Here is a 16,386-nt window from a genome sequence, read left to right as displayed (position 1 = left end):
GCCTTCGTCGGCCTCGCGATAGAGCTCGATATCGTCCTCAATGGGCGTGCCGATGCGGTGCAGCCGGGCGTTGTCGGTGCGCCATTGCGCGTTGGCGACGCCATAGAGGAACGCGCGCGAGTCTGCCGTCCAGACGATGTCGGACAACATGCCGGGGATGGTGTCGGGCAGCAATTCGCCGGTGGTCAGATCCTTGACCTTGACCTCGAACCGCTCCGACCCGTTGGTGTCGGTGGCATAGGCGAGCAGGCGTCCATCCGGGCTGACCGAAATCTCGCCCAGCCGGAAATATTCCAGGCCTTGCGCGAGTGCGGGTTCGTCGAGGATCAACTGCGCCTCGCCGCCCGCGACGGGCTTGCGCCACCAGCGGCGATACTCGCCGCCCTCCTCGAAATCGGTCCAGTACAGCCAGTCGCCGTCCTTTTGCGGCACGGTTGCCTCGTCTTCCTTGATCCGCCCGCGCATCTCGGTGAACAGCGTGTCGGCGAGCGGCTTCAAGGGCGCCATCACCTGCTCGAAATAGGCATTCTCCGCCTCGAGATAGCCGAGCACGTCCGGGTCGGTGACGTCCGGGTATTTCGGGTCCTTCAGCCACGCCCAGGGATCATCGATGGCGATGCCGTGGCGTTCAAAGCGGTGCGGACGCTGCGGGGCGACGGGCGGGGTGAGGGGCGGCTTGGCGTGTTCGTTCATCCCCTAGCCCCTAGCGGGATGTGCGGTGGGTCGTCGAGGGGGAGCTCAATACGAGCCGAAGCCTCTCCACTCCGTCACCCCGGCCTCGTGCCGGGGTCCACCACCCCGCGAAGCACACCGCAAGCCAATTGAGGCCGGGGCCGGGTTGCAAGGCGTGTCATCACGCGATGATCTGGTGCCAGCACGTGCGGCGCGGTGGACCCCGGCACAAGGCCGGGGTGACGATCAAATTAAATGGTCAGTCAGCCGCTCGACAGACTAGCCTAAACCCACCCCTCACAAATCCAGCTTCTCGTAATCCGCGGGCGGGGTGATCCCCTCCATCCGTTCGGACAGCAGCGGGCGGAAGCTGGGGCGGCTTTTCATCACCATGTACCAGCGCTTGGCCTGTTCATGGCTCTTCCAGTCTATCCCGCCCAGATAATCGGCGACGGAGATGTGCGCGGCGGCGGCGAGGTCGGCCAGGCTCATCGTCGAACCGGCCAGCCAGGTGCGGTGATCGAGCAGATAGTCGATATAATCGAGATGCTGGACCGCCGCCTTCATCGCATCGCGCAGCACGCGCGCGTCGGGGCTCATGCGGTGGACGATGCGCTTTTCCATGCGCTCGACCAGCAGCGGCCCGGTGATGTCGCGAAAGAACTGCGTGTCGAACCATGCGACCAGCCGGCGGATTTCGGCGCGGTCGATCGCGGTGCCGTTGATCAGCGCGTTGCGATCGATCGTTTCTTCAAAAAACTCACAGATCGCGGCGGAATCGATCAGCACGATCTGGCGTTCGGTGTCGACCATCACCGGCGTCTGGCCGGCGGGATTGAGGTCGAGGAACTCGTCGCGACGCAGCCAGGGGGATTCCCGCACCGGATCATAGCCGACGCCCTTTTCACCGAGCAGCAGGCGCACCTTGCGCGAAAAGGGGCAGAGCGGGAATTGAAGCAGCATCCACATCGCACCGTCCTTAACCGGCGCAACCGGGCGGGGGAAGCGGTGTAGGAAACAGAGCGCAACACAAGCCAATCGTGGCTCCGGGTTTGACCCGGGGTCCCGTTTCTGCGCCGTGGCTCAAGGCAGCGGGACCCCGGGTCAAGCCCGGGGTGACAATGATATCCGCAAGCGCGCCTATCCCGCCTCGTCACCCCGGCCTTGTGCCGGGGTCCACCGCGCGACCCGAACGGCTCCATCATCGGCGCGCTCCCTTTGCCCCGCGCATTGGCTCGGCGCCAACCGGCGAGCGACGGCCCTTCTCGGCACCGTGGACCCCGGCACAGGGCCGGGGTGACGGGAAGGTGAGGGCTTCGGGGCGATCAAATTCTCAATCCGGGACCGGCTCTCGGGATTGCCTCGACCCGGGGTGACATTGATATTTGCAAGCGCGCCTATCCGGCCTCGGCGATCAGCTTGGCCGCTTCCGCGCCGGCCCAGTCCATGCCGCCCGCCACGCGCCACACTTCGCGGCCCTGCGCGTCATAGAGGATCGTCGTCGGCAGATTGGCCTGCATAGTGGTGCTGAACTGGAGGTCGGGCTCCAGCCACGGCTCCAGCTTCTTGAACCCGCGCGCCGCGAAGAAGGGCGTCACCTTGGCCGCGCCGTCCAGGTCCTGGCTGATCGTCAGCACCCGCAAGCTGTCGCCTTCGCGCACCGCCAGCGCATCCAGCGTCGGCATTTCGGCGATGCACGGCGCGCACCACGTCGCCCACAGATTGACGAGCACCGGCGTGCCGCTGAATGCCGCGATCGTCGCCTTGCGCCCGTCGGGCGTGGCGAAGGCGAAATCGGGCGCGGCCTCACCCTTGTGACTGCGATCGAGCTTGCCGGTCGCGGCGGGCGCGGCGGCTTGCGTGATGTTGCCGGCGGGGTCCCCGGCTGCTTGCTCCGCGCCCGGCGATTGCCTATCGCAGCCGCCGGACACGAGCGCGAGCAACAGGAGAGGCGCGATCACTGGGCGCATGACAGGCTCCAATCAGATGTGGGGCGGGCGTTTCGACGAAGGCCCGTCGGCCGTGATGCGCGAGATAAATGCCTCCATCCCGTTCGACAAGCGAATGTGGCGGCAGGACATCGCGGGATCGAAGGCGCATGTCGCGATGCTGGGCGCGCGCGGGATCATCGATGCGGGCGACGCCGCGACGATTGCGGCCGGGCTGGATGCGGTGGCGGCGGATTATGCCCGCGACGGCATCGCCGACGACCTGACGCTCGAGGACATCCATATGCTGACCGAGGCGCGGCTTGCGGAAAAGATCGGCCCGGTTGCCGGGCGGCTGCACACGGCGCGCAGTCGCAACGACCAGGTCGCGACCGATTTCCGGCTGTGGGTGCGCGACGCGATCGACGCGGTCGACCAGGGGTTGGGCGCGTTGCAGGACGCGCTGATCGCGCGCGCGGGCGAGCATGCCGACAGCGTGATGCCGGGCTTCACCCACCTGCAGTCGGCGCAGCCGGTGACGCTGGGCCATCACCTGATGGCCTATCACGCCATGCTGGCGCGCGACCGCAGCCGATTTGCGGATGCGCGCGTGCGGATGAACCGCTGTCCGCTGGGCAGCGCGGCGCTGGCGGGCACGGGCTTTCCGATCGATCGCGAGATGACCGCGCAGGCGCTGGGCTTTGACGGGCCGACCGAAAACTCGCTCGATTCGGTGTCGGACCGCGACTTCGCGCTCGATTACCTGATGGCGGCGGCGCAATGTTCGCTGCACCTCAGCCGGCTGGCGGAGGAGTTCGTGATCTGGGCGAGCCAGCCCTTCGGCTTTGTCGCGCTGTCCGACCAATGGTCGACGGGCAGCTCGATCATGCCGCAAAAGCGCAACCCCGACGCGGCCGAGCTGGTACGCGGGCACGCCGGGCGCATCGTCGGCGCGCTGACCGCGCTGATGATGACGATGAAGGGGCTGCCGCTCGCCTATTCAAAGGACATGCAGGACGACAAGCCGCCGGTGTTCGAGGCGCACGACCTGCTCGCGCTCAGCATCGCGGCGATGACCGGGATGGTGGCGAGCGCGACCTTCCGCACCGACCGGATGCGCGCGCTGGCGATGAGCGGCTATGCGACCGCGACCGATCTGGCCGACTGGCTGGTCCGCGAGGCCGGCGTGCCGTTCCGCGAGGCGCATCACATCACCGGGCGTGCGGTGGCGCGTGCGGAAGCCGATGGCGTGCGCCTGGACGAGCTGTCGCTCGATGCCTTGCAGGCGATTGACGCGCGGATTGACGCGCGGGTCTATGACGTGCTCAGCGTCGACGCGTCGGTCGCCAGCCGCACCAGCCCGGGCGGCACTGCGCCCGAACGGGTGCGCGCGGCGGCGGCGGCGGCGCGCGCGGCGCGCGAGCAGGAGACGGCGCGATGATGCGGATGGCGATGCTGCTGGGTCTGTGTGCGCTGGCGCTCAGCGGGTGCGGTGCCCGGCGTGACTTGCGCCCGCAACAGGGCGAAAGCCTGCCGGTTGCACCCTATGGCGCGACCGCGACCCCGAAATCGCGTGACCTGCTGGCGCCGACGCCGCAACAGCGCCCGCAGCGCAGCGACGAATTGCTGCGCGATTCGGTCGAGCGCGCGCCCGATCCGTTCGAATTGCCACCCACCCGCTAGCCCCGCCGGAGCCCGATGGACCATTTCACCTATCGCGACGGCGTGCTCCACGTCGAGGACGTGCCGCTGCCGCGCATCGCCGCCGAAGTCGGCACGCCCGTCTATGTCTATTCGCAGGCGACGTTCGAGCGCCATGCCCGCGTGTTCCGCGAGGGGCTGGCGGGGCTCGACCGCACGCACCTGGCGTTCGCGGTCAAGGCCAATCCCAATCTGGGCGTGCTCAAGGTGCTGGCGCGCGAAGGCTATGGCGCCGATGTCGTGTCGGTCGGCGAGATGTGGCGCGCGATCGCCGGGGGCATCGCGCCCGCCGACATCGTGTTCTCCGGCGTCGGCAAGCGCCGCGACGAGCTGGAGGCCGCGCTGGATGCCGGGATCGGCCAGTTCAATATCGAGCATGAGGCCGAGGGCGTGGCGCTGGCAGAGATCGCCGCGGCGCGCGGCGTGCGCGCGCCCGCGACGATCCGGGTCAATCCCGATGTCGACGCCGGCACCCACGCCAAGATTTCGACCGGGCGCAAGGAAAACAAGTTCGGCATCGATATCGACCAGGCCCCGGGCGTGTTCGCGCGGCTGGCGGCGCTGCCCGGCCTGAACCTGCGCGGCGTAGCCACGCATATCGGCAGTCAGCTTGGCCGGCTGGCGCCGCTGGAAAGCGCCTATGTCCGCATGGGCCAGCTGGTCGCCGATCTGCGCGGGGCCGGTCATGCAATCAGCCATGTCGACCTGGGCGGCGGGCTTGGCGTGCCCTATCGCCCCGGCGACGTCATGCCGACCCCGGCCGAGTTCGGGGCGATGGTCGCGCGGGTGACGCGCGGCTGGGACGTGACGCTGATGTTCGAGCCCGGGCGCGTCATCGCGGGCAATGCCGGGGTGCTGCTGACGGAGGTGCTGTGGGTCAAGCCCGGCGCGGTCAATCCCTATGTCATCGTCGACGCGGCGATGAACGACCTGATGCGCCCGGCGCTGTATGATGCCTATCACGATTTCGTCGCGGTCCGGCCAAGCGGCGAGCGGATGATCGCCAACATCGCCGGCCCGGTCTGCGAAAGCGGCGACACGTTCGGCATGGGGCGCGATATCGACCGGGTCGCGCCGGGTGACCTGGCGATCTTTCGCACCGCCGGGGCCTATGGCGCGACGATGGCGTCGACCTATAACAGCCGCGCGCTGGTGCCCGAGGTGCTGGTGTCGGGCGACCGCTACGCCGTCGTGGCCGACCGCATCCCGCCCGAACGGATGATCGCGGCCGAACGCGTGCCCGATTGGCTCCAGGACGCCTGAACCCGATGCGATCGGGCCTGCCCCTCCTGATGCGGGTGGCCGGACGGCCCGTCATCCTGCTGGGCGAGGGCGAGGCCGCCGAGGCCAAGCGCCGATTGCTCGAACGTGCCGGTGCGCGGATCGTGGGCGAGGACGATGGCGGCGCGGCGCGGCTGGCGATCGTCGCGATCGCCGATGACGGCGATGCACGGGCGGCGATCGATCGGCTGCGCGCGCGCGGCGTGCTGATCAACGCGGTCGACCGCCCCGATCAGTGCGATTTCACGCTGCCGGCCATCGTCGACCGCGATCCGGTGCTGGTCGCGGTGTCGACGGGCGGTGTCTCCGCCGGCCTGGCGGCGGCGCTGCGCCAGCGGCTCGAGCTGCTGCTGCCCGCGCGGCTGGGCGATCTGGCGCAGTGGCTGGGCGCGGCGCGTGACCGGTTCGCGAGCACCGCCGAGCGTCGCCGGGCGATCGCCGACGCGCTGAGCGCCGGGGGGGCACTCGATCCGCTCGCGCCGGTCGGCCGGGCACAATTCGACCGGTGGCTTGCCGAGCCCCATGCCCCGGTCGCCGCCTTTCACGCGATCCGGCTGCGCAGCGACGATCCCGACGACCTGACGCTGCGCGAGGCGCGCTGGCTGGCCGCCGCTGATCGCGTCACCCACCGCCCGGGGGTCGCCGCCGCCATTCTGGACCGCGCCCGCGCGGATGCGGAGCGGATCGCGTGCGCCGCGCCGCCGGCCGATCCGGGACCGGGTGTGACCATAGACGTGGAGCGCGGCTGATGGCGGGCTATGCCTATATTGTCGGCGATGCCGAGGTGACCAAAGCGACGCCCGATGCGGCGATCGTGGCGAGCGGCAAGCTGGTGTGGATCCACCTGCACGAGACGACTCAGGCGGCGCGCGACTGGCTGATCAACGTGGCGAAGCTGTCCGAGCTCGCCGCGGATGCGCTGACCGCCACTGAGACGCGGCCGCGCTGCGACGCGCTGGGCGAGGCGGCGCTCGTCAACCTGCGCGGGCTGTCGACGTCGACCGACATGACGATGTCCGACCCGCTCGCGTCGATCCGGATCCATGCGCAGGGCACGCGCGTCCTGTCGGTCTGTCGTCTGCCGCTCAATGCGCTCGGCCCGGTCTGCGCGCGCGTTGCCGCCGGGGAGGTGCGCGATGCCGGCGACCTGATCGCCGAGATCGCGGTCGCGATCACCGAGGAACTGGACCCCGTGATCGCCGAACTGGGCGACGACCTCGACGATTGCGAGGAGATGCTGGACGCGCGCAAGGTCTTCGCGCTGCGCCGCGCGGTCAGCTCCGCGCGGGTGCAGGCGATCGGCTATCGCCGCTTCCTCAACCCGCAGCGGGTGGCGATCGAGAAGCTGTCGCTGCTCCCCTTCAGCTGGCTGGAGGAGGAAGACCGGCTGCACCTCAACGCCGCCGCCGATCGCGCCGCGCGCATGGCCGAGGAGCTGGAGGCGATTCGCGAACGCGCGGCGCTGCTGCACGAAACGCTGACCGACCTGCGCGCCGAGCTGATCGATCAGCGCGCGCTGGCGATTTCGGTGGTGGCGATCGTGTTCCTGCCGCTGACCTTTCTGACCGGGCTGCTCGGCATGAACGTCGACGGCATCCCCTATGCGCATGAACCCTGGGCGTTCTGGGGCGTGGTGGCGGCGTCGACTTTGGTGGCGCTCGCCACCTTCGGCTATTTCATTCGTCGCCGCTGGTTCGAGCAGTAAGCGTCTGGACGTGGCGGTTCAGCGCCTCCAGCGAGGCGGCGAGCCGGTCACGGTCGCCGCGCACCGCGGCCAGACGGTCGCGGGCTTCGCCCAGTTCGATCGCGCGGTCGGCGATCCGCGCGTCGAGCGCGGCGTTGGCCCGTTTGAGTTCGTTGAGCCGGGCGGCGCGATGCAGCAGCCGCTCCATCCGCGTCGTCAGCATCTCGAAATCGATCGGGACCGTGGCGACATCATCGGCACCGATCGCCATGGCCTGACGCGCGATCGCCGGATCGGTGTACGCCGTCACGATCATGACGGGCAGGTCGACGGTCTCGGTCGAGGCGCGCAGTTCGGCCAGCACCTGAAGCCCCGACATTTCGGGCATCACGACATCGAGCAGGAGCAGGTCGAAGCGGCAGCCGGCGATCAGGTCGAGCGCGTCGGCGCCGCGATCGCACAGCACGACGGCATAGCCGGCCTGGCTGAGCCGTTCGCCCATCGCATTCAGGCCGGTCCGGCTGTCGTCGACGACCAGCACCGAGGCGGTGGGGCGGGCGCCCCGCATGGCCGGGCTGATGCGCGTCAGCTGAGTCATTATCGTGTCCGTCGCGATAGAAGGCTCGCAGCCTAGCGGCGGACCTTCACGATTTGGTTAAGCCGATGGCGCGGACCCGCCCGGCAGCCGCCGCTGCGCGAAGTCGAGCATCTGCCCGACCATGATCTCGATGCCCGGCATCGCGCCGGTCAGGTCGCGGCCCGATTCGACTGTGTTGATCGCGATGCCCATCGGCGTCGGCCAGCCGCGCAGCGCGTGGACGACGGTGCGCAGCGCCTGAAGCGTCGACACCGCCGCTTGCCAGCCTGCCGCGGTGGCGACGATCCCGACGGGCAGGCCGTCGAAATACGGGCGCGCATCGTCGCGGGTCAGCTCGACATGGTCGAGCGCGTTCTTGACCAGCCCCGACAGCGTGCCGTGATAGCCGGGCGATCCGATGAGGATGCCGTCCGCCGAGCGGATCGTCGCGACGAACCGGACGATCGCCGGGCTGTCGCTCGCGGCTTCGGGATCGAAGGCGGGGAAATCGATGGCATCGGCGGTGAGCAGCGTGGTGCGCGCGCCGCTGCGCGCGGCGACGTCGAGCGCAGCGGAAAGCGCGCGGGCGGTGCTCGAATCCGAACGAAGCGTCCCGCCGATCGCGACGATATGGGGCGTGGTCATCGGCAAGGCGCTAGCCGAAAGCCGCGCCGACCGCCAGAGCCGCGCGGTAGCGCGAAGCCGCTCAGGCTGCGCGCAGGCTCGCCCAGGCGCCGGAGATTTCGGCCAGGTCGTCGGCGGCGCGGCGGAAGGGGGCGGGATCGGTGCCCAGGCTGGCCGACACGATGTCGCCGCGCATGCCGCGATAGAGCGTGGCGAGCGTATCCGCGACGCCGCCGCCGCGTTCGAAATCCAGCCCGTTTTCGAGTGCGAACAGAATGGCGACAGCGCGGGTCACGCGCTCGCTTTTCAGCGCCAGCTTCTGGTTTTCCGCAGCCCAAGCCGCCGTGCGCAGGGCGCGGATCAGCTCTTCGTACAGCAGTCCGACCAGCCCGTGGCTGTCCGAGCCGCCGACGCGCCCCGCGAGGTCGACCGCGCGATATGTGGCTTCGGGATTGCTGAGGACCGTCGCGTAGCGTGCCATGATCAATTCCGGTCCGCGTTCCAGCTGTCGATCTGTTGCTGCAGATAGGTCTGGGTCTGGCGATAGGCCGCGACGCGCGCATCCATGCTGGCGAATTGCTGGGTCATGCGCACGCGGGTCGCCTCCGCTTCCTCGAGCGCGTCGGCCTGTTCATCGCTCAGTCGCGTCTGTTCGCGGGTGTAGCGCTGCTCGCTGGCGCCCAGTCCGGTCACCCGGCTGCTGGCGGCGACGGCGATCCGGTTGATCTCGCTGCCCAGCCCGCCGATCGAGGCGAACATCGCCTCCACCGCTTCGGGATTTTCGGTGAGCACGCGCGAAAGCCGCGCGGCGTCGACGCTCAGCGAACCGTCGCGATTGGTCCTGACGCCGATTTCGGCCAGCGTTGCCGGGCCGGTGGCGGTCGACGGCAACAGCCGTCGCAGCGTCAGCTCGCGCAGCGACTGGACCAGCGAGCGCGCTCCGGGATCGGCGCGCAGCGGGCCGGTGACCGGATCGGTTTCGGTGCGGATCGACGCCTGAAGCTCGTTGATCGCGTCGACGACGTCGTTGACCGTCTGGCGCAGGCTTTCGACCGGCGGGGCGGAGTTGATCGAAACCTGGGTGCCGACGCTCGCCGAGACGAGGTCGAGGCGAATGCCCGGAAGCAGATCGGTGATGGTGTTGACCGACCGGCGCAGCGCAACGCCGTCGACCGCGACGATCGAATCGCCGGCGGTTGCCCCGATCGTGGTGCCCGCCGCGCCGACGCCGACATTGAGCGCGGCGAGCCCCGGCGCGCCCGCATCCTCGGTGGCGGTCAGCGTGAACGCCTGCGCCTCGCCCGTCGCGCCCTTCAGGATCAGACGCGATCCCGCGCTGTCGGCGACGATCGAGGCGGTGACGCCGGCGCGCGCGGCGTTGATCGCATCGCGGATGCCGGTCAGCGACGAATTGCTCGCGTCGATGGCGATGTCGACCGGCGTGCCGGTGCCGGCGGTGAAGCCGGTCATCGCGCCGTTCGATACGGTCGCGGTGCCGAGCGTGAGGGTCAGCGTGCCGGTGCCGACCGCAGCCGCGGGATCGGCGATCGGCGCGGTATAGCTCGACTGGGCGGTCGCGAGCTGACGCACCTCGATGCTGGCGCTCAGATTCTCGATCTTGGTGCCGACGACGGGGCTGGCGCGGACGATATTTGGATTGCCGCTGGTCGGCTGGGTGGCGAGCGTGCCGCTGCGCGTCACCGAGCCGAGCGCCGAAGCCAGGTTGTTGATGCCGCTTTTCAGCGAACCGACCGCGGAAATCTGGGCGGTCAGCGTCTCGCTGCGCGCCTCCAGCCGCTGGGTCTTGATCGCGAATTGCGCCTCGACCAGGCCGTTGACCAGTTCGGTGATGTTGATGCCGGATCCGGCGCCTAGCGTGCTGGTAATCGACTCCATCTCGCGTAGTGCTCCCCCCGGGGTTCAGGCCTGTTCGTGAAAACGGCCGAACCCGCGGAATCTTTAGCTGTTTTTCTCGGTCGGCTGACCATTTTCGTCGAAGCGCGCGCTGGCCGGCACGGTGATCGGCGGCGGGGTGCCGCCGGCCGCGACGTTGAGCCCGAAGACGAAGGCCAGCACGGTGGCGATCGCCAGATACAGGTCGTCGCGGACCTCCTGGCCTTCCTTGCTGGTATAATAGACCGCGCGGGCAAGCGCCGGATATTCGAGCACCGGCACCGTCATCTCGCCCGCCAGTTCGCGGATGGCGAGCGCGGTCGCGCCGCGCCCCTTGGCGACCACCACCGGCACCTGGTCGCGGCCGCGCTCGTAGCGCAGCGCGACCGAGAAATGCGTCGGGTTGGTCAGCACGACATGCGCTTCCTTCATCGCCTTCCTGAACCCGCGCTTCATCACCTCGCGCTGGCGGCTGCGGATTGCGGCCTTGTTCTCGGGCGAGCCTTCGCTCTCCTTGTGCTCGTCCTTCATTTCCTGCTTCGACATCTTCAGGCGATTGATGCGCCGCACGATCGCGATCGGCACGTCGATGCCGGCGATGACGACCATGCCCAGCGCCATCACGAACATCAGCAGCAGGAAGGAGTCGCCCAGCGCGCCGACCGCGCCCATGAGGTCGGAGGAGACCAGGCCGGCCATCTGTTCCGCCGACGACCATAGCATCGCATAGCCGATGCTGCCGAGCAGCACGGCCTTGAGCAGCGACTTCATCAGCTCGATCCAGCCCTGGGGACCGAAGATGCGCTTGATGCCCGCGCCGGGATTGATCCGCGACGCCTTGGGCTGGATCAGCTTTGAATTGAACCGCAGCGAGCCCAGCACCGCCTGTGCCGCGATCGCGCTGGCGAAGGACAAGGCGAGCAACCCGCCGAGCGACGGGGCGAGCTGCCACCCGGCATTGGCGAGCGGCCGCCAGGGTTCGAAATCCTCCACATCGGCGCGGCCGAAGGTGAAGCTGGCCGCCATGACCTCGCGACAGGCGGAGAGCAGCGCGGGGCCGAGCATGAGCATCCAGAAGCAGCCGAACAGGATGACCATTGCCGACGACAAGTCGGTGGATTTGAGGACATCGCCGTCGTCCCGCGCCTTTTTGAGGCGCTTTGGGGTTGGGGCTTCGGTCCGTTCGCCGGCCTGCTCCGCCATCAGCCGACCACCAGGGTGCGCGTGGCCTTCAGCGCCTCATCGAGGATGACGAGCATGTAGTCGCTCATCGCCGGCAGCGCGACGAACAGGCCGACGACGCCGACCAGCAGGCTGGCGGGCAGGCCGACCGCGAACAGGTTGAGCGCAGGCGCCGAGCGCGACAGCATGCCCACGATCACGTTGAGGCACAGCAGCAGGAACCCGACCGGCAGGGCCAGGAGCAGGCCGGCCAAGAACGCGTAGCCGCCGAACATCGCGATGTTCTGAAGCCGGGCGGTCGCCAGCCATGCGCCACCGGGGGGCAGCAGGGTGTAGCTTTCGACCACCAGCCGGGTGAGGATCAGGTGGCCGTCAATGGCCAGGAACAACAGCGTCAGCAGGATGCCCAGGAAATTGCCGAGCGCGGGCGTCTGTTCGCCGCGCTGCGGGTCGAGTGCGGCGGCAAAGCCGATGCCCATCGACACGCCGATCGTCTCGCTGGCGATCAGCGGCGCGGCAAACGCGATCTGGAGGATGAAGCCCAGCGCGAGGCCGACCAGTGCCTCCGCCGCGATCGACAGGAAGGTGGTCAGCGCGAAGATTTCGGCCGGCGGCTGAATGGCAGCCACGTTGAGCGTCAGGATCGCAATCGCGCCCGACAGCACGATCCGCACCTGCACCGGCACCGCGACCGCGCCGAACACCGGGGCCGCGACGAACGCGGCGCTGATCCGCACCATCACGAACAGCATCGCCCAGAGCTGCGATTCGATCGAGAGGCCGAAGCCGAGCATCAGCGTTTCTCGACTTCGCTCGAAACGAACGGATCTTGGGTGAACGGCAGCGGGCAAGGTTGCCGTTCGTTTCGAGCGAAGTCGAGAAACGTGATCCAGGCACAACTCATCACCGCACCAGGTCGGGAATGCGCTCGAAGATGCTGATGGTGAAATCGCCGATCAGCGTCAGGATCGCGCCGCCGAACACGATCAGCGACACGCCGACCACGATCAGCTTGGGCACGAAGGTCAGCGTCTGTTCGTTGATCGACGTCGCCGCCTGGATCATACCCAGGATGAGCCCGGCGAGCAGCGCAGGCAGCAGGATGGGGGTGGCGGCCAGCGCCAGCACCCACATCGCCTCGCGCGCGACATCCATGAAATAATCTGCATCCACGGCGCTAACTCACGAAACTGTTGGCGAGGCTGCCCATGGTCAGCGCCCAGCCGTCGACCAGGACGAACAGGAGGAGCTTGAACGGCAGCGAGATGATGGTCGGCGACAGCATCATCATGCCGAGCGACATGAGCACGGTGGCGACGACGAGGTCGATGATGATGAAGGGCAGGAAGATGAGAAAACCGATCTGGAACGCGGTCTTGAGTTCGCTGGTCACGAATGCCGGCAGCAGCACCGAGAAGGGGATGTCGGCGGGCGAGGCATAGGGGCCGCTTTTCGCCATTTCGGCGAACATCGTGATGTCCTTCTTGCGCGTCTGCTTGACCATGAAGCCGTGGAGCGCGCGGCCGCCATTCTCGATCATCTGGGTCGCGCCGATCGTGCCGGCGGAATAGGGCTGGATCGCGGTGCGGTTCACCTGGTCGATGGTCGGTGCCATCACGAAGAAGCTGAGGAAGAGCGACAGCCCGACCAGTACCTGGTTGGGCGGCGTCTGTTGCAGACCGAGCGCCTGGCGCAGCACCGACAGCACGATCAGGATGCGGGTGAAGCTGGTCATCATCAGCAGGATGCTGGGCAGGACCGTCAGCAGCCCCATGATGATCAGGATCTGGAGCGACAGCGACAGCGGCGCGTCGCCGCCGCCCAGGTCGCCCAGTGCGCGGTCGATCGCGTCGCCGACGCCCGGTGCCGCGGGCGCGGCGGGCGCGGGAACCGACTGAGCCAGCGCGGGCTCGACCGCGGCGAGCATGACCAGCAGCGCCGCGGCAATGCCGATCCAGCGCACCCGGCGTTCGGCGCGGTCGGCCGGGCGCGGGTCGATTGGCGTCATGACGTCATCGATGCGCGCGCGCAGGCCCGCGAACAGGTCGGCAAGGCGGATCATCCCTGGCCCCGGTCGATCAGGTTCACGCCGCCGCGGCCCACCGAGACGAGCAGCTTGCGGCCTTCAAACTCCAGCACGGCCAGGCGCAGGCCGGGCGAGATCATCATCGTTTCCTTGACCTTCAGCATCCGCTCGCCCTGCTGGCCGGGCATCCGCGCCTCCAGCTTGCGCCACAGATAGAGGCAGCCGACGAGCAGGCCGCAGACGAGCGGCAGCAGCACGACCAGCTTGAGGATATATTCCCACATCAGCGCGACAGCCGCTTTTCGGGGCTGACGAGTTCGGTCATCCGCACGCCGAAGCGGTCGCCCACCGTCACCACTTCGCCGCGCCCGATCAGCGTGCCGTTGACGAACACGTCGAGCAGCTCGTTGGCGTGGCGGTCGAGTTCGATGACGCTCGCCTCGCCCAGCGCGAGCAGCTCGCGCAGCGTCAGCTGGGTCGATCCGATCTCGACGGTCAGGCGGACGTCGACGTCCTGCAGCAGCCGGAAATTCGCGGCGACCGCGCCGTCGGCGGGGAAACCGCCGGTCATGTCGTTCATGTCAGATCCTCTTCGAGCAGCGGGACGATGGAAGCGAGGCGGATGGCGGCCTTGCCATTGGCAGTGCCGATGGTGCCGGTGCCCAGGCGGTGGTTGTTGACCATCACGGGCACTTCGGGGCCGAAGCTGACCGGGATGACGTCGCCTTCCTTGAGTTCGAGCAGGCGGCCGAGCGAAATGGTCGGTTCGGCCAGCACCGAGCGTACCGGGAAGCGCACGCCCATCGCGACGCGGGTCAGGTTGTTGCGCCAGCGCGGATCGGGTTCGGCCGACGGCCCGTGCACGCGCGTGTTGAGCGACACCGCGTGCGGCTTGAGCGCGGCTACGGGATAAAGGAGGTCGACCATCGTCGGCTCGCCATCGGCAGCCGCGATCCCGAAACGGGTGACGATCACCGGATCCTCGCTGTCGAGCGAGGCGAGGAGCGACGGGTTCATTTCGACATTGCCGGGTTCGAAGCCGATTCGCGTCACCGGCTCCCACGCGGTCTGCAGCACCGGGACCAGCGCGGCCGCGATCCGGCGCACCAGCGCCTCGGCGGCAGGCGAAAATTCGTTGGGCAGGGTATCCGGCGTATCGCCCAGCCCGCCAAAGAACAGGTCGAGCATCTCGAGCGTGAAGCGGCCGTCGAGCACCAGAAACGCCTGGCCGCCGCCGGGACGCAGCGTCAGCGGCACCCAGGCGGTCAGACCGGGCTTGCGTTCGGCGACATAGTTGCTGAACCGCTCGACGGTCAGCGGTTCGGCCCAGGCGCGGATGGCGCGGCGCATCATCGGCTCGAACACCCCGCGCAGCAGCCGCGCCAGACGCGCCGACAGGTGCTGGAGGGTGTGGAGGTCGCCGAACGGATTGAGGTTGTTGGCCGCGAGCGCGAGCGCATGCTCCGCCCGCGGCCGATCGCGCTCGCGCCCTTCGCTGCCCAAAGATGACGTGCCGTTAACCATGCACGGTCACTGAACAACAAAATTGGTAAAGTAGACGTTACTAACGCCGCCAAAGCCTTCTTTTTCTTCGAGCACGTCGTTGATCGCCTTGGCGAGGCGGCGCTGCAGGACCTGCTTGCCCGCCAGCGTGAACACCTGTTCCTCGTCGGTTTCGCCCAGCGTCATCAGCACCTGCGATCGAACCGCGATCTCGTGCGTCTTCAGGTTTTCGAGGACGCGATCGTCATAGGGGGTCGAGATCGCGATCCCGACCTGAACGAAATGGACGCTCTCGCGCAGATTGGCGGTGAACTCCTTGTCCATTGCATAATAGTTGGACGCATAGCGGTCGCCGCCTTCGCCCTCCGGCGTCGGCTTGCCCTTGTGCTCGGAACCGCCCGATTCCTCGCCGCCGCCGCCATGGTCGCCGCCGCCTTCGCCGCCCTTGTCACCGCTCAGCGACGCGCGCTTCTCCTCCGACTTGGGGACGAGCTTGGGGGTTTCGGCCTCGGCATGTTCGGCCGCGCCGCCGCCGCCCATCAGCGACCCGCTCAGGAACATGCCGGCCGCAGCGCCGCCGCCGGTCAGCAGGATCGCGCCACCGGCGATCAGCAGCAGCTTCTTCATTCCGCCCTTCTTCTTGGGCTTTTCGGTATCGGTCTTGGCGTCGCTCATCGGAGGATCCTTTCAATTCAGGCGATTCGTTCGGCGTCAGCGGTCGCATGCGCGGCCTGCGGGTCGCGGCGTGCGTCCTGGGGTGTGGGCGGGGCGGGACGTCGGCCCTGGCCGGCATCCTGCTGTCCCGGGTTCGATCCGGCGCCGGAATGCGCGAGCCCGGACTGGGCATGGCCAGCACCATTGCCGGCATTGCCCCCGCCGCTCGGCGCGCCGCCGTCCTGCTGAGCCAGGCGGATGCCGCGCGCTTCGGCCATTTCGGCCAGGCGGGGTGCGGCGTCGGCCAGCAGCGCGCGCGCCGCGGGATTTTCGGCATGGATGCGCACGCCGACATCGCGGCCCGCGCCTTCGTCAAAGACAAGCTCGACATCGCCGAGCGCATCGGGGCTCAGCCGGATACGCAGCGTCCGCGAACCGGGTTCGTCGCGCAGCGTCTCGATCCGGTCGATCATCCCCTCCATCCATTCCGCGCGGCCGGTGTCGATCGGCGGCAGAGCGCCGGTCGGCGGCGTCGCGGCGGGGCGGGTGGCGGGGGTGATGGCGGGTGGATTCTCGACCATGACGTCGCTGGCCATGCCGGTTTCGCCGATGTCCGCGATCTCGGCGACCGGCGCGGCGAGCGCGTCGTCGGCAGGGGCGG

The 16,386-nt window shown here is 68.6% G+C and carries 20 protein-coding genes and 1 pseudogene; 5 read left to right on the top strand and 16 right to left on the bottom strand.

The genetic code is table 11. The features are described from left to right. From AX709_RS07395 to AX709_RS07385, 3 genes and pseudogenes are all read right to left on the bottom strand, one after another. Positions 1-693 (bottom strand): annotated as a pseudogene (locus tag AX709_RS07395) (PD40 domain-containing protein); the annotation flags it as partial. A 276-nt stretch (positions 694-969) separates the two neighbouring features. Continuing rightward, complete coding sequence (locus AX709_RS07390) at positions 970-1,641, bottom strand: glutathione S-transferase family protein (protein WP_066477655.1); 672 nt, start codon at positions 1,639-1,641, stop codon at positions 970-972. Positions 1,642-2,069: 428 nt separating this feature from the next. Beyond that, entirely contained in the window at positions 2,070-2,642 is a 573-nt protein-coding gene (locus AX709_RS07385; protein WP_066548289.1) for a TlpA family protein disulfide reductase, read from the bottom strand. A 16-nt stretch (positions 2,643-2,658) separates the two neighbouring features. On the opposite strand from AX709_RS07385, the gene argH reads away from it, so the two are divergent. From argH to AX709_RS07360, 5 genes are read left to right on the top strand one after another with little or no spacing between them, the layout of a single operon-like run. Beyond that, entirely contained in the window at positions 2,659-4,041 is a 1,383-nt protein-coding gene (gene argH / locus AX709_RS07380) for an argininosuccinate lyase (protein ID WP_066548286.1), read from the top strand. Then, the gene (locus AX709_RS07375; RefSeq protein ID WP_066477651.1) at positions 4,038-4,283 is read left to right on the top strand and encodes a hypothetical protein; all 246 of its coding nucleotides are present in this window, start codon (positions 4,038-4,040) and stop codon (positions 4,281-4,283) included. The genes argH and AX709_RS07375 overlap by 4 nt, the downstream gene beginning before the upstream one ends. Positions 4,284-4,298: 15 nt before the next feature. After that, entirely contained in the window at positions 4,299-5,564 is a 1,266-nt protein-coding gene (lysA, locus tag AX709_RS07370) for a diaminopimelate decarboxylase (RefSeq protein ID WP_066548283.1), read from the top strand. A gap of 5 nt (positions 5,565-5,569) precedes the next feature. Continuing rightward, positions 5,570-6,331, top strand: coding sequence for a precorrin-2 dehydrogenase/sirohydrochlorin ferrochelatase family protein (locus AX709_RS07365; protein ID WP_066548281.1), 762 nt, complete (start codon positions 5,570-5,572; stop codon positions 6,329-6,331). After that, positions 6,331-7,287, top strand: a complete 957-nt coding sequence (locus AX709_RS07360; RefSeq protein ID WP_066548278.1) for a CorA family divalent cation transporter — start codon at positions 6,331-6,333, stop codon at positions 7,285-7,287. The genes AX709_RS07365 and AX709_RS07360 overlap by 1 nt, the downstream gene beginning before the upstream one ends. On the opposite strand, the gene AX709_RS07355 is transcribed toward AX709_RS07360, so the two are convergent. From AX709_RS07355 to AX709_RS07295, 13 genes are all read right to left on the bottom strand, one after another. Then, positions 7,259-7,864 (bottom strand): response regulator, encoded by a 606-nt coding sequence (locus AX709_RS07355; RefSeq protein WP_231725972.1) that lies wholly within the window; start codon positions 7,862-7,864, stop codon positions 7,259-7,261. The two genes, AX709_RS07360 and AX709_RS07355, sit on opposite strands and share 29 nt — an antisense overlap. Before the next feature lie 57 nt (positions 7,865-7,921). After that, on the bottom strand, positions 7,922-8,488 hold the full coding sequence (locus AX709_RS07350; RefSeq protein WP_082730851.1) for an NADPH-dependent FMN reductase: 567 nt from the start codon (positions 8,486-8,488) through the stop codon (positions 7,922-7,924). A 61-nt stretch (positions 8,489-8,549) separates the two neighbouring features. Further along, on the bottom strand, positions 8,550-8,948 hold the full coding sequence (locus AX709_RS07345; protein WP_066477646.1) for a flagellar export chaperone FliS: 399 nt from the start codon (positions 8,946-8,948) through the stop codon (positions 8,550-8,552). 2 nt (positions 8,949-8,950) lie between these two features. Next, positions 8,951-10,363, bottom strand: a complete 1,413-nt coding sequence (gene fliD / locus AX709_RS07340) for a flagellar filament capping protein FliD (RefSeq protein WP_066477644.1) — start codon at positions 10,361-10,363, stop codon at positions 8,951-8,953. 63 nt (positions 10,364-10,426) lie between these two features. Then, positions 10,427-11,563 (bottom strand): flagellar type III secretion system protein FlhB, encoded by a 1,137-nt coding sequence (gene flhB / locus AX709_RS07335; RefSeq protein WP_066548276.1) that lies wholly within the window; start codon positions 11,561-11,563, stop codon positions 10,427-10,429. Further along, positions 11,563-12,336 carry a flagellar biosynthetic protein FliR gene (fliR, locus tag AX709_RS07330; protein WP_066548273.1) on the bottom strand — a complete coding sequence of 258 codons (774 nt, stop codon included), beginning with the start codon at positions 12,334-12,336 and terminating at the stop codon, positions 11,563-11,565. Before fliR ends, flhB begins: the two co-directional genes overlap by 1 nt. 109 nt (positions 12,337-12,445) lie before the next feature. After that, a complete protein-coding gene (gene fliQ, locus AX709_RS07325) occupies positions 12,446-12,715 on the bottom strand; it encodes a flagellar biosynthesis protein FliQ (protein WP_082730913.1) in 270 nt (89 codons plus the stop codon). A gap of 4 nt (positions 12,716-12,719) precedes the next feature. Then, positions 12,720-13,469 (bottom strand): flagellar type III secretion system pore protein FliP, encoded by a 750-nt coding sequence (gene fliP / locus AX709_RS07320; protein WP_231727454.1) that lies wholly within the window; start codon positions 13,467-13,469, stop codon positions 12,720-12,722. 131 nt (positions 13,470-13,600) lie between these two features. Further along, entirely contained in the window at positions 13,601-13,852 is a 252-nt protein-coding gene (locus AX709_RS07315; RefSeq protein ID WP_443026183.1) for a flagellar biosynthetic protein FliO, read from the bottom strand. Continuing rightward, positions 13,852-14,148, bottom strand: coding sequence for a flagellar motor switch protein FliN (gene fliN, locus AX709_RS07310; RefSeq protein ID WP_066477637.1), 297 nt, complete (start codon positions 14,146-14,148; stop codon positions 13,852-13,854). The genes AX709_RS07315 and fliN overlap by 1 nt, the downstream gene beginning before the upstream one ends. Then, entirely contained in the window at positions 14,145-15,092 is a 948-nt protein-coding gene (locus AX709_RS07305; RefSeq protein ID WP_066477635.1) for a flagellar motor switch protein FliM, read from the bottom strand. The genes fliN and AX709_RS07305 overlap by 4 nt, the downstream gene beginning before the upstream one ends. A 6-nt stretch (positions 15,093-15,098) precedes the next feature. Next, positions 15,099-15,746, bottom strand: a complete 648-nt coding sequence (locus AX709_RS07300) for a flagellar basal body-associated FliL family protein (protein WP_066548270.1) — start codon at positions 15,744-15,746, stop codon at positions 15,099-15,101. A 17-nt stretch (positions 15,747-15,763) separates the two neighbouring features. Beyond that, positions 15,764-16,386 (bottom strand): flagellar hook-length control protein FliK (locus AX709_RS07295; RefSeq protein WP_197432022.1); only part of this gene is annotated, 623 nt, incomplete at its 5' end.

It is taken from the genome of Sphingomonas sp. CCH15-F11 (genome assembly GCF_001557005.1).
Classification (GTDB): Bacteria; Pseudomonadota; Alphaproteobacteria; order Sphingomonadales; family Sphingomonadaceae; genus Sphingomonas.
The sequence above is the reverse complement of the archived record's forward strand: the minus strand, read 5'-3'. Positions and strand labels throughout refer to the sequence as shown.

Bases quoted from the DNA above. Each gene is read 5' to 3' on its own strand.
- fliP (WP_231727454.1), bottom strand. From the start codon at position 13,469: ATGCTCGCCGCGGTCGAGCCCGCGCTGGCTCAGTCGGTTCCCGCGCCC.
- AX709_RS07385 (WP_066548289.1), bottom strand. From the start codon at position 2,642: ATGCGCCCAGTGATCGCGCCTCTCCTGTTGCTCGCGCTCGTGTCCGGC.
- argH (WP_066548286.1), top strand. From the start codon at position 2,659: ATGTGGGGCGGGCGTTTCGACGAAGGCCCGTCGGCCGTGATGCGCGAG.
- fliN (WP_066477637.1), bottom strand. From the start codon at position 14,148: ATGAACGACATGACCGGCGGTTTCCCCGCCGACGGCGCGGTCGCCGCG.
- AX709_RS07350 (WP_082730851.1), bottom strand. From the start codon at position 8,488: ATGACCACGCCCCATATCGTCGCGATCGGCGGGACGCTTCGTTCGGAT.
- fliD (WP_066477644.1), bottom strand. From the start codon at position 10,363: ATGGAGTCGATTACCAGCACGCTAGGCGCCGGATCCGGCATCAACATC.
- AX709_RS07315 (WP_443026183.1), bottom strand. From the start codon at position 13,852: ATGTGGGAATATATCCTCAAGCTGGTCGTGCTGCTGCCGCTCGTCTGC.
- AX709_RS07390 (WP_066477655.1), bottom strand. From the start codon at position 1,641: ATGTGGATGCTGCTTCAATTCCCGCTCTGCCCCTTTTCGCGCAAGGTG.
- fliR (WP_066548273.1), bottom strand. From the start codon at position 12,336: ATGCTCGGCTTCGGCCTCTCGATCGAATCGCAGCTCTGGGCGATGCTG.
- AX709_RS07365 (WP_066548281.1), top strand. From the start codon at position 5,570: ATGCGATCGGGCCTGCCCCTCCTGATGCGGGTGGCCGGACGGCCCGTC.
- AX709_RS07345 (WP_066477646.1), bottom strand. From the start codon at position 8,948: ATGGCACGCTACGCGACGGTCCTCAGCAATCCCGAAGCCACATATCGC.
- AX709_RS07375 (WP_066477651.1), top strand. From the start codon at position 4,038: ATGATGCGGATGGCGATGCTGCTGGGTCTGTGTGCGCTGGCGCTCAGC.
- AX709_RS07300 (WP_066548270.1), bottom strand. From the start codon at position 15,746: ATGAGCGACGCCAAGACCGATACCGAAAAGCCCAAGAAGAAGGGCGGA.
- AX709_RS07360 (WP_066548278.1), top strand. From the start codon at position 6,331: ATGGCGGGCTATGCCTATATTGTCGGCGATGCCGAGGTGACCAAAGCG.
- AX709_RS07355 (WP_231725972.1), bottom strand. From the start codon at position 7,864: ATGACTCAGCTGACGCGCATCAGCCCGGCCATGCGGGGCGCCCGCCCC.
- flhB (WP_066548276.1), bottom strand. From the start codon at position 11,563: ATGGCGGAGCAGGCCGGCGAACGGACCGAAGCCCCAACCCCAAAGCGC.
- lysA (WP_066548283.1), top strand. From the start codon at position 4,299: ATGGACCATTTCACCTATCGCGACGGCGTGCTCCACGTCGAGGACGTG.
- AX709_RS07305 (WP_066477635.1), bottom strand. From the start codon at position 15,092: ATGGTTAACGGCACGTCATCTTTGGGCAGCGAAGGGCGCGAGCGCGAT.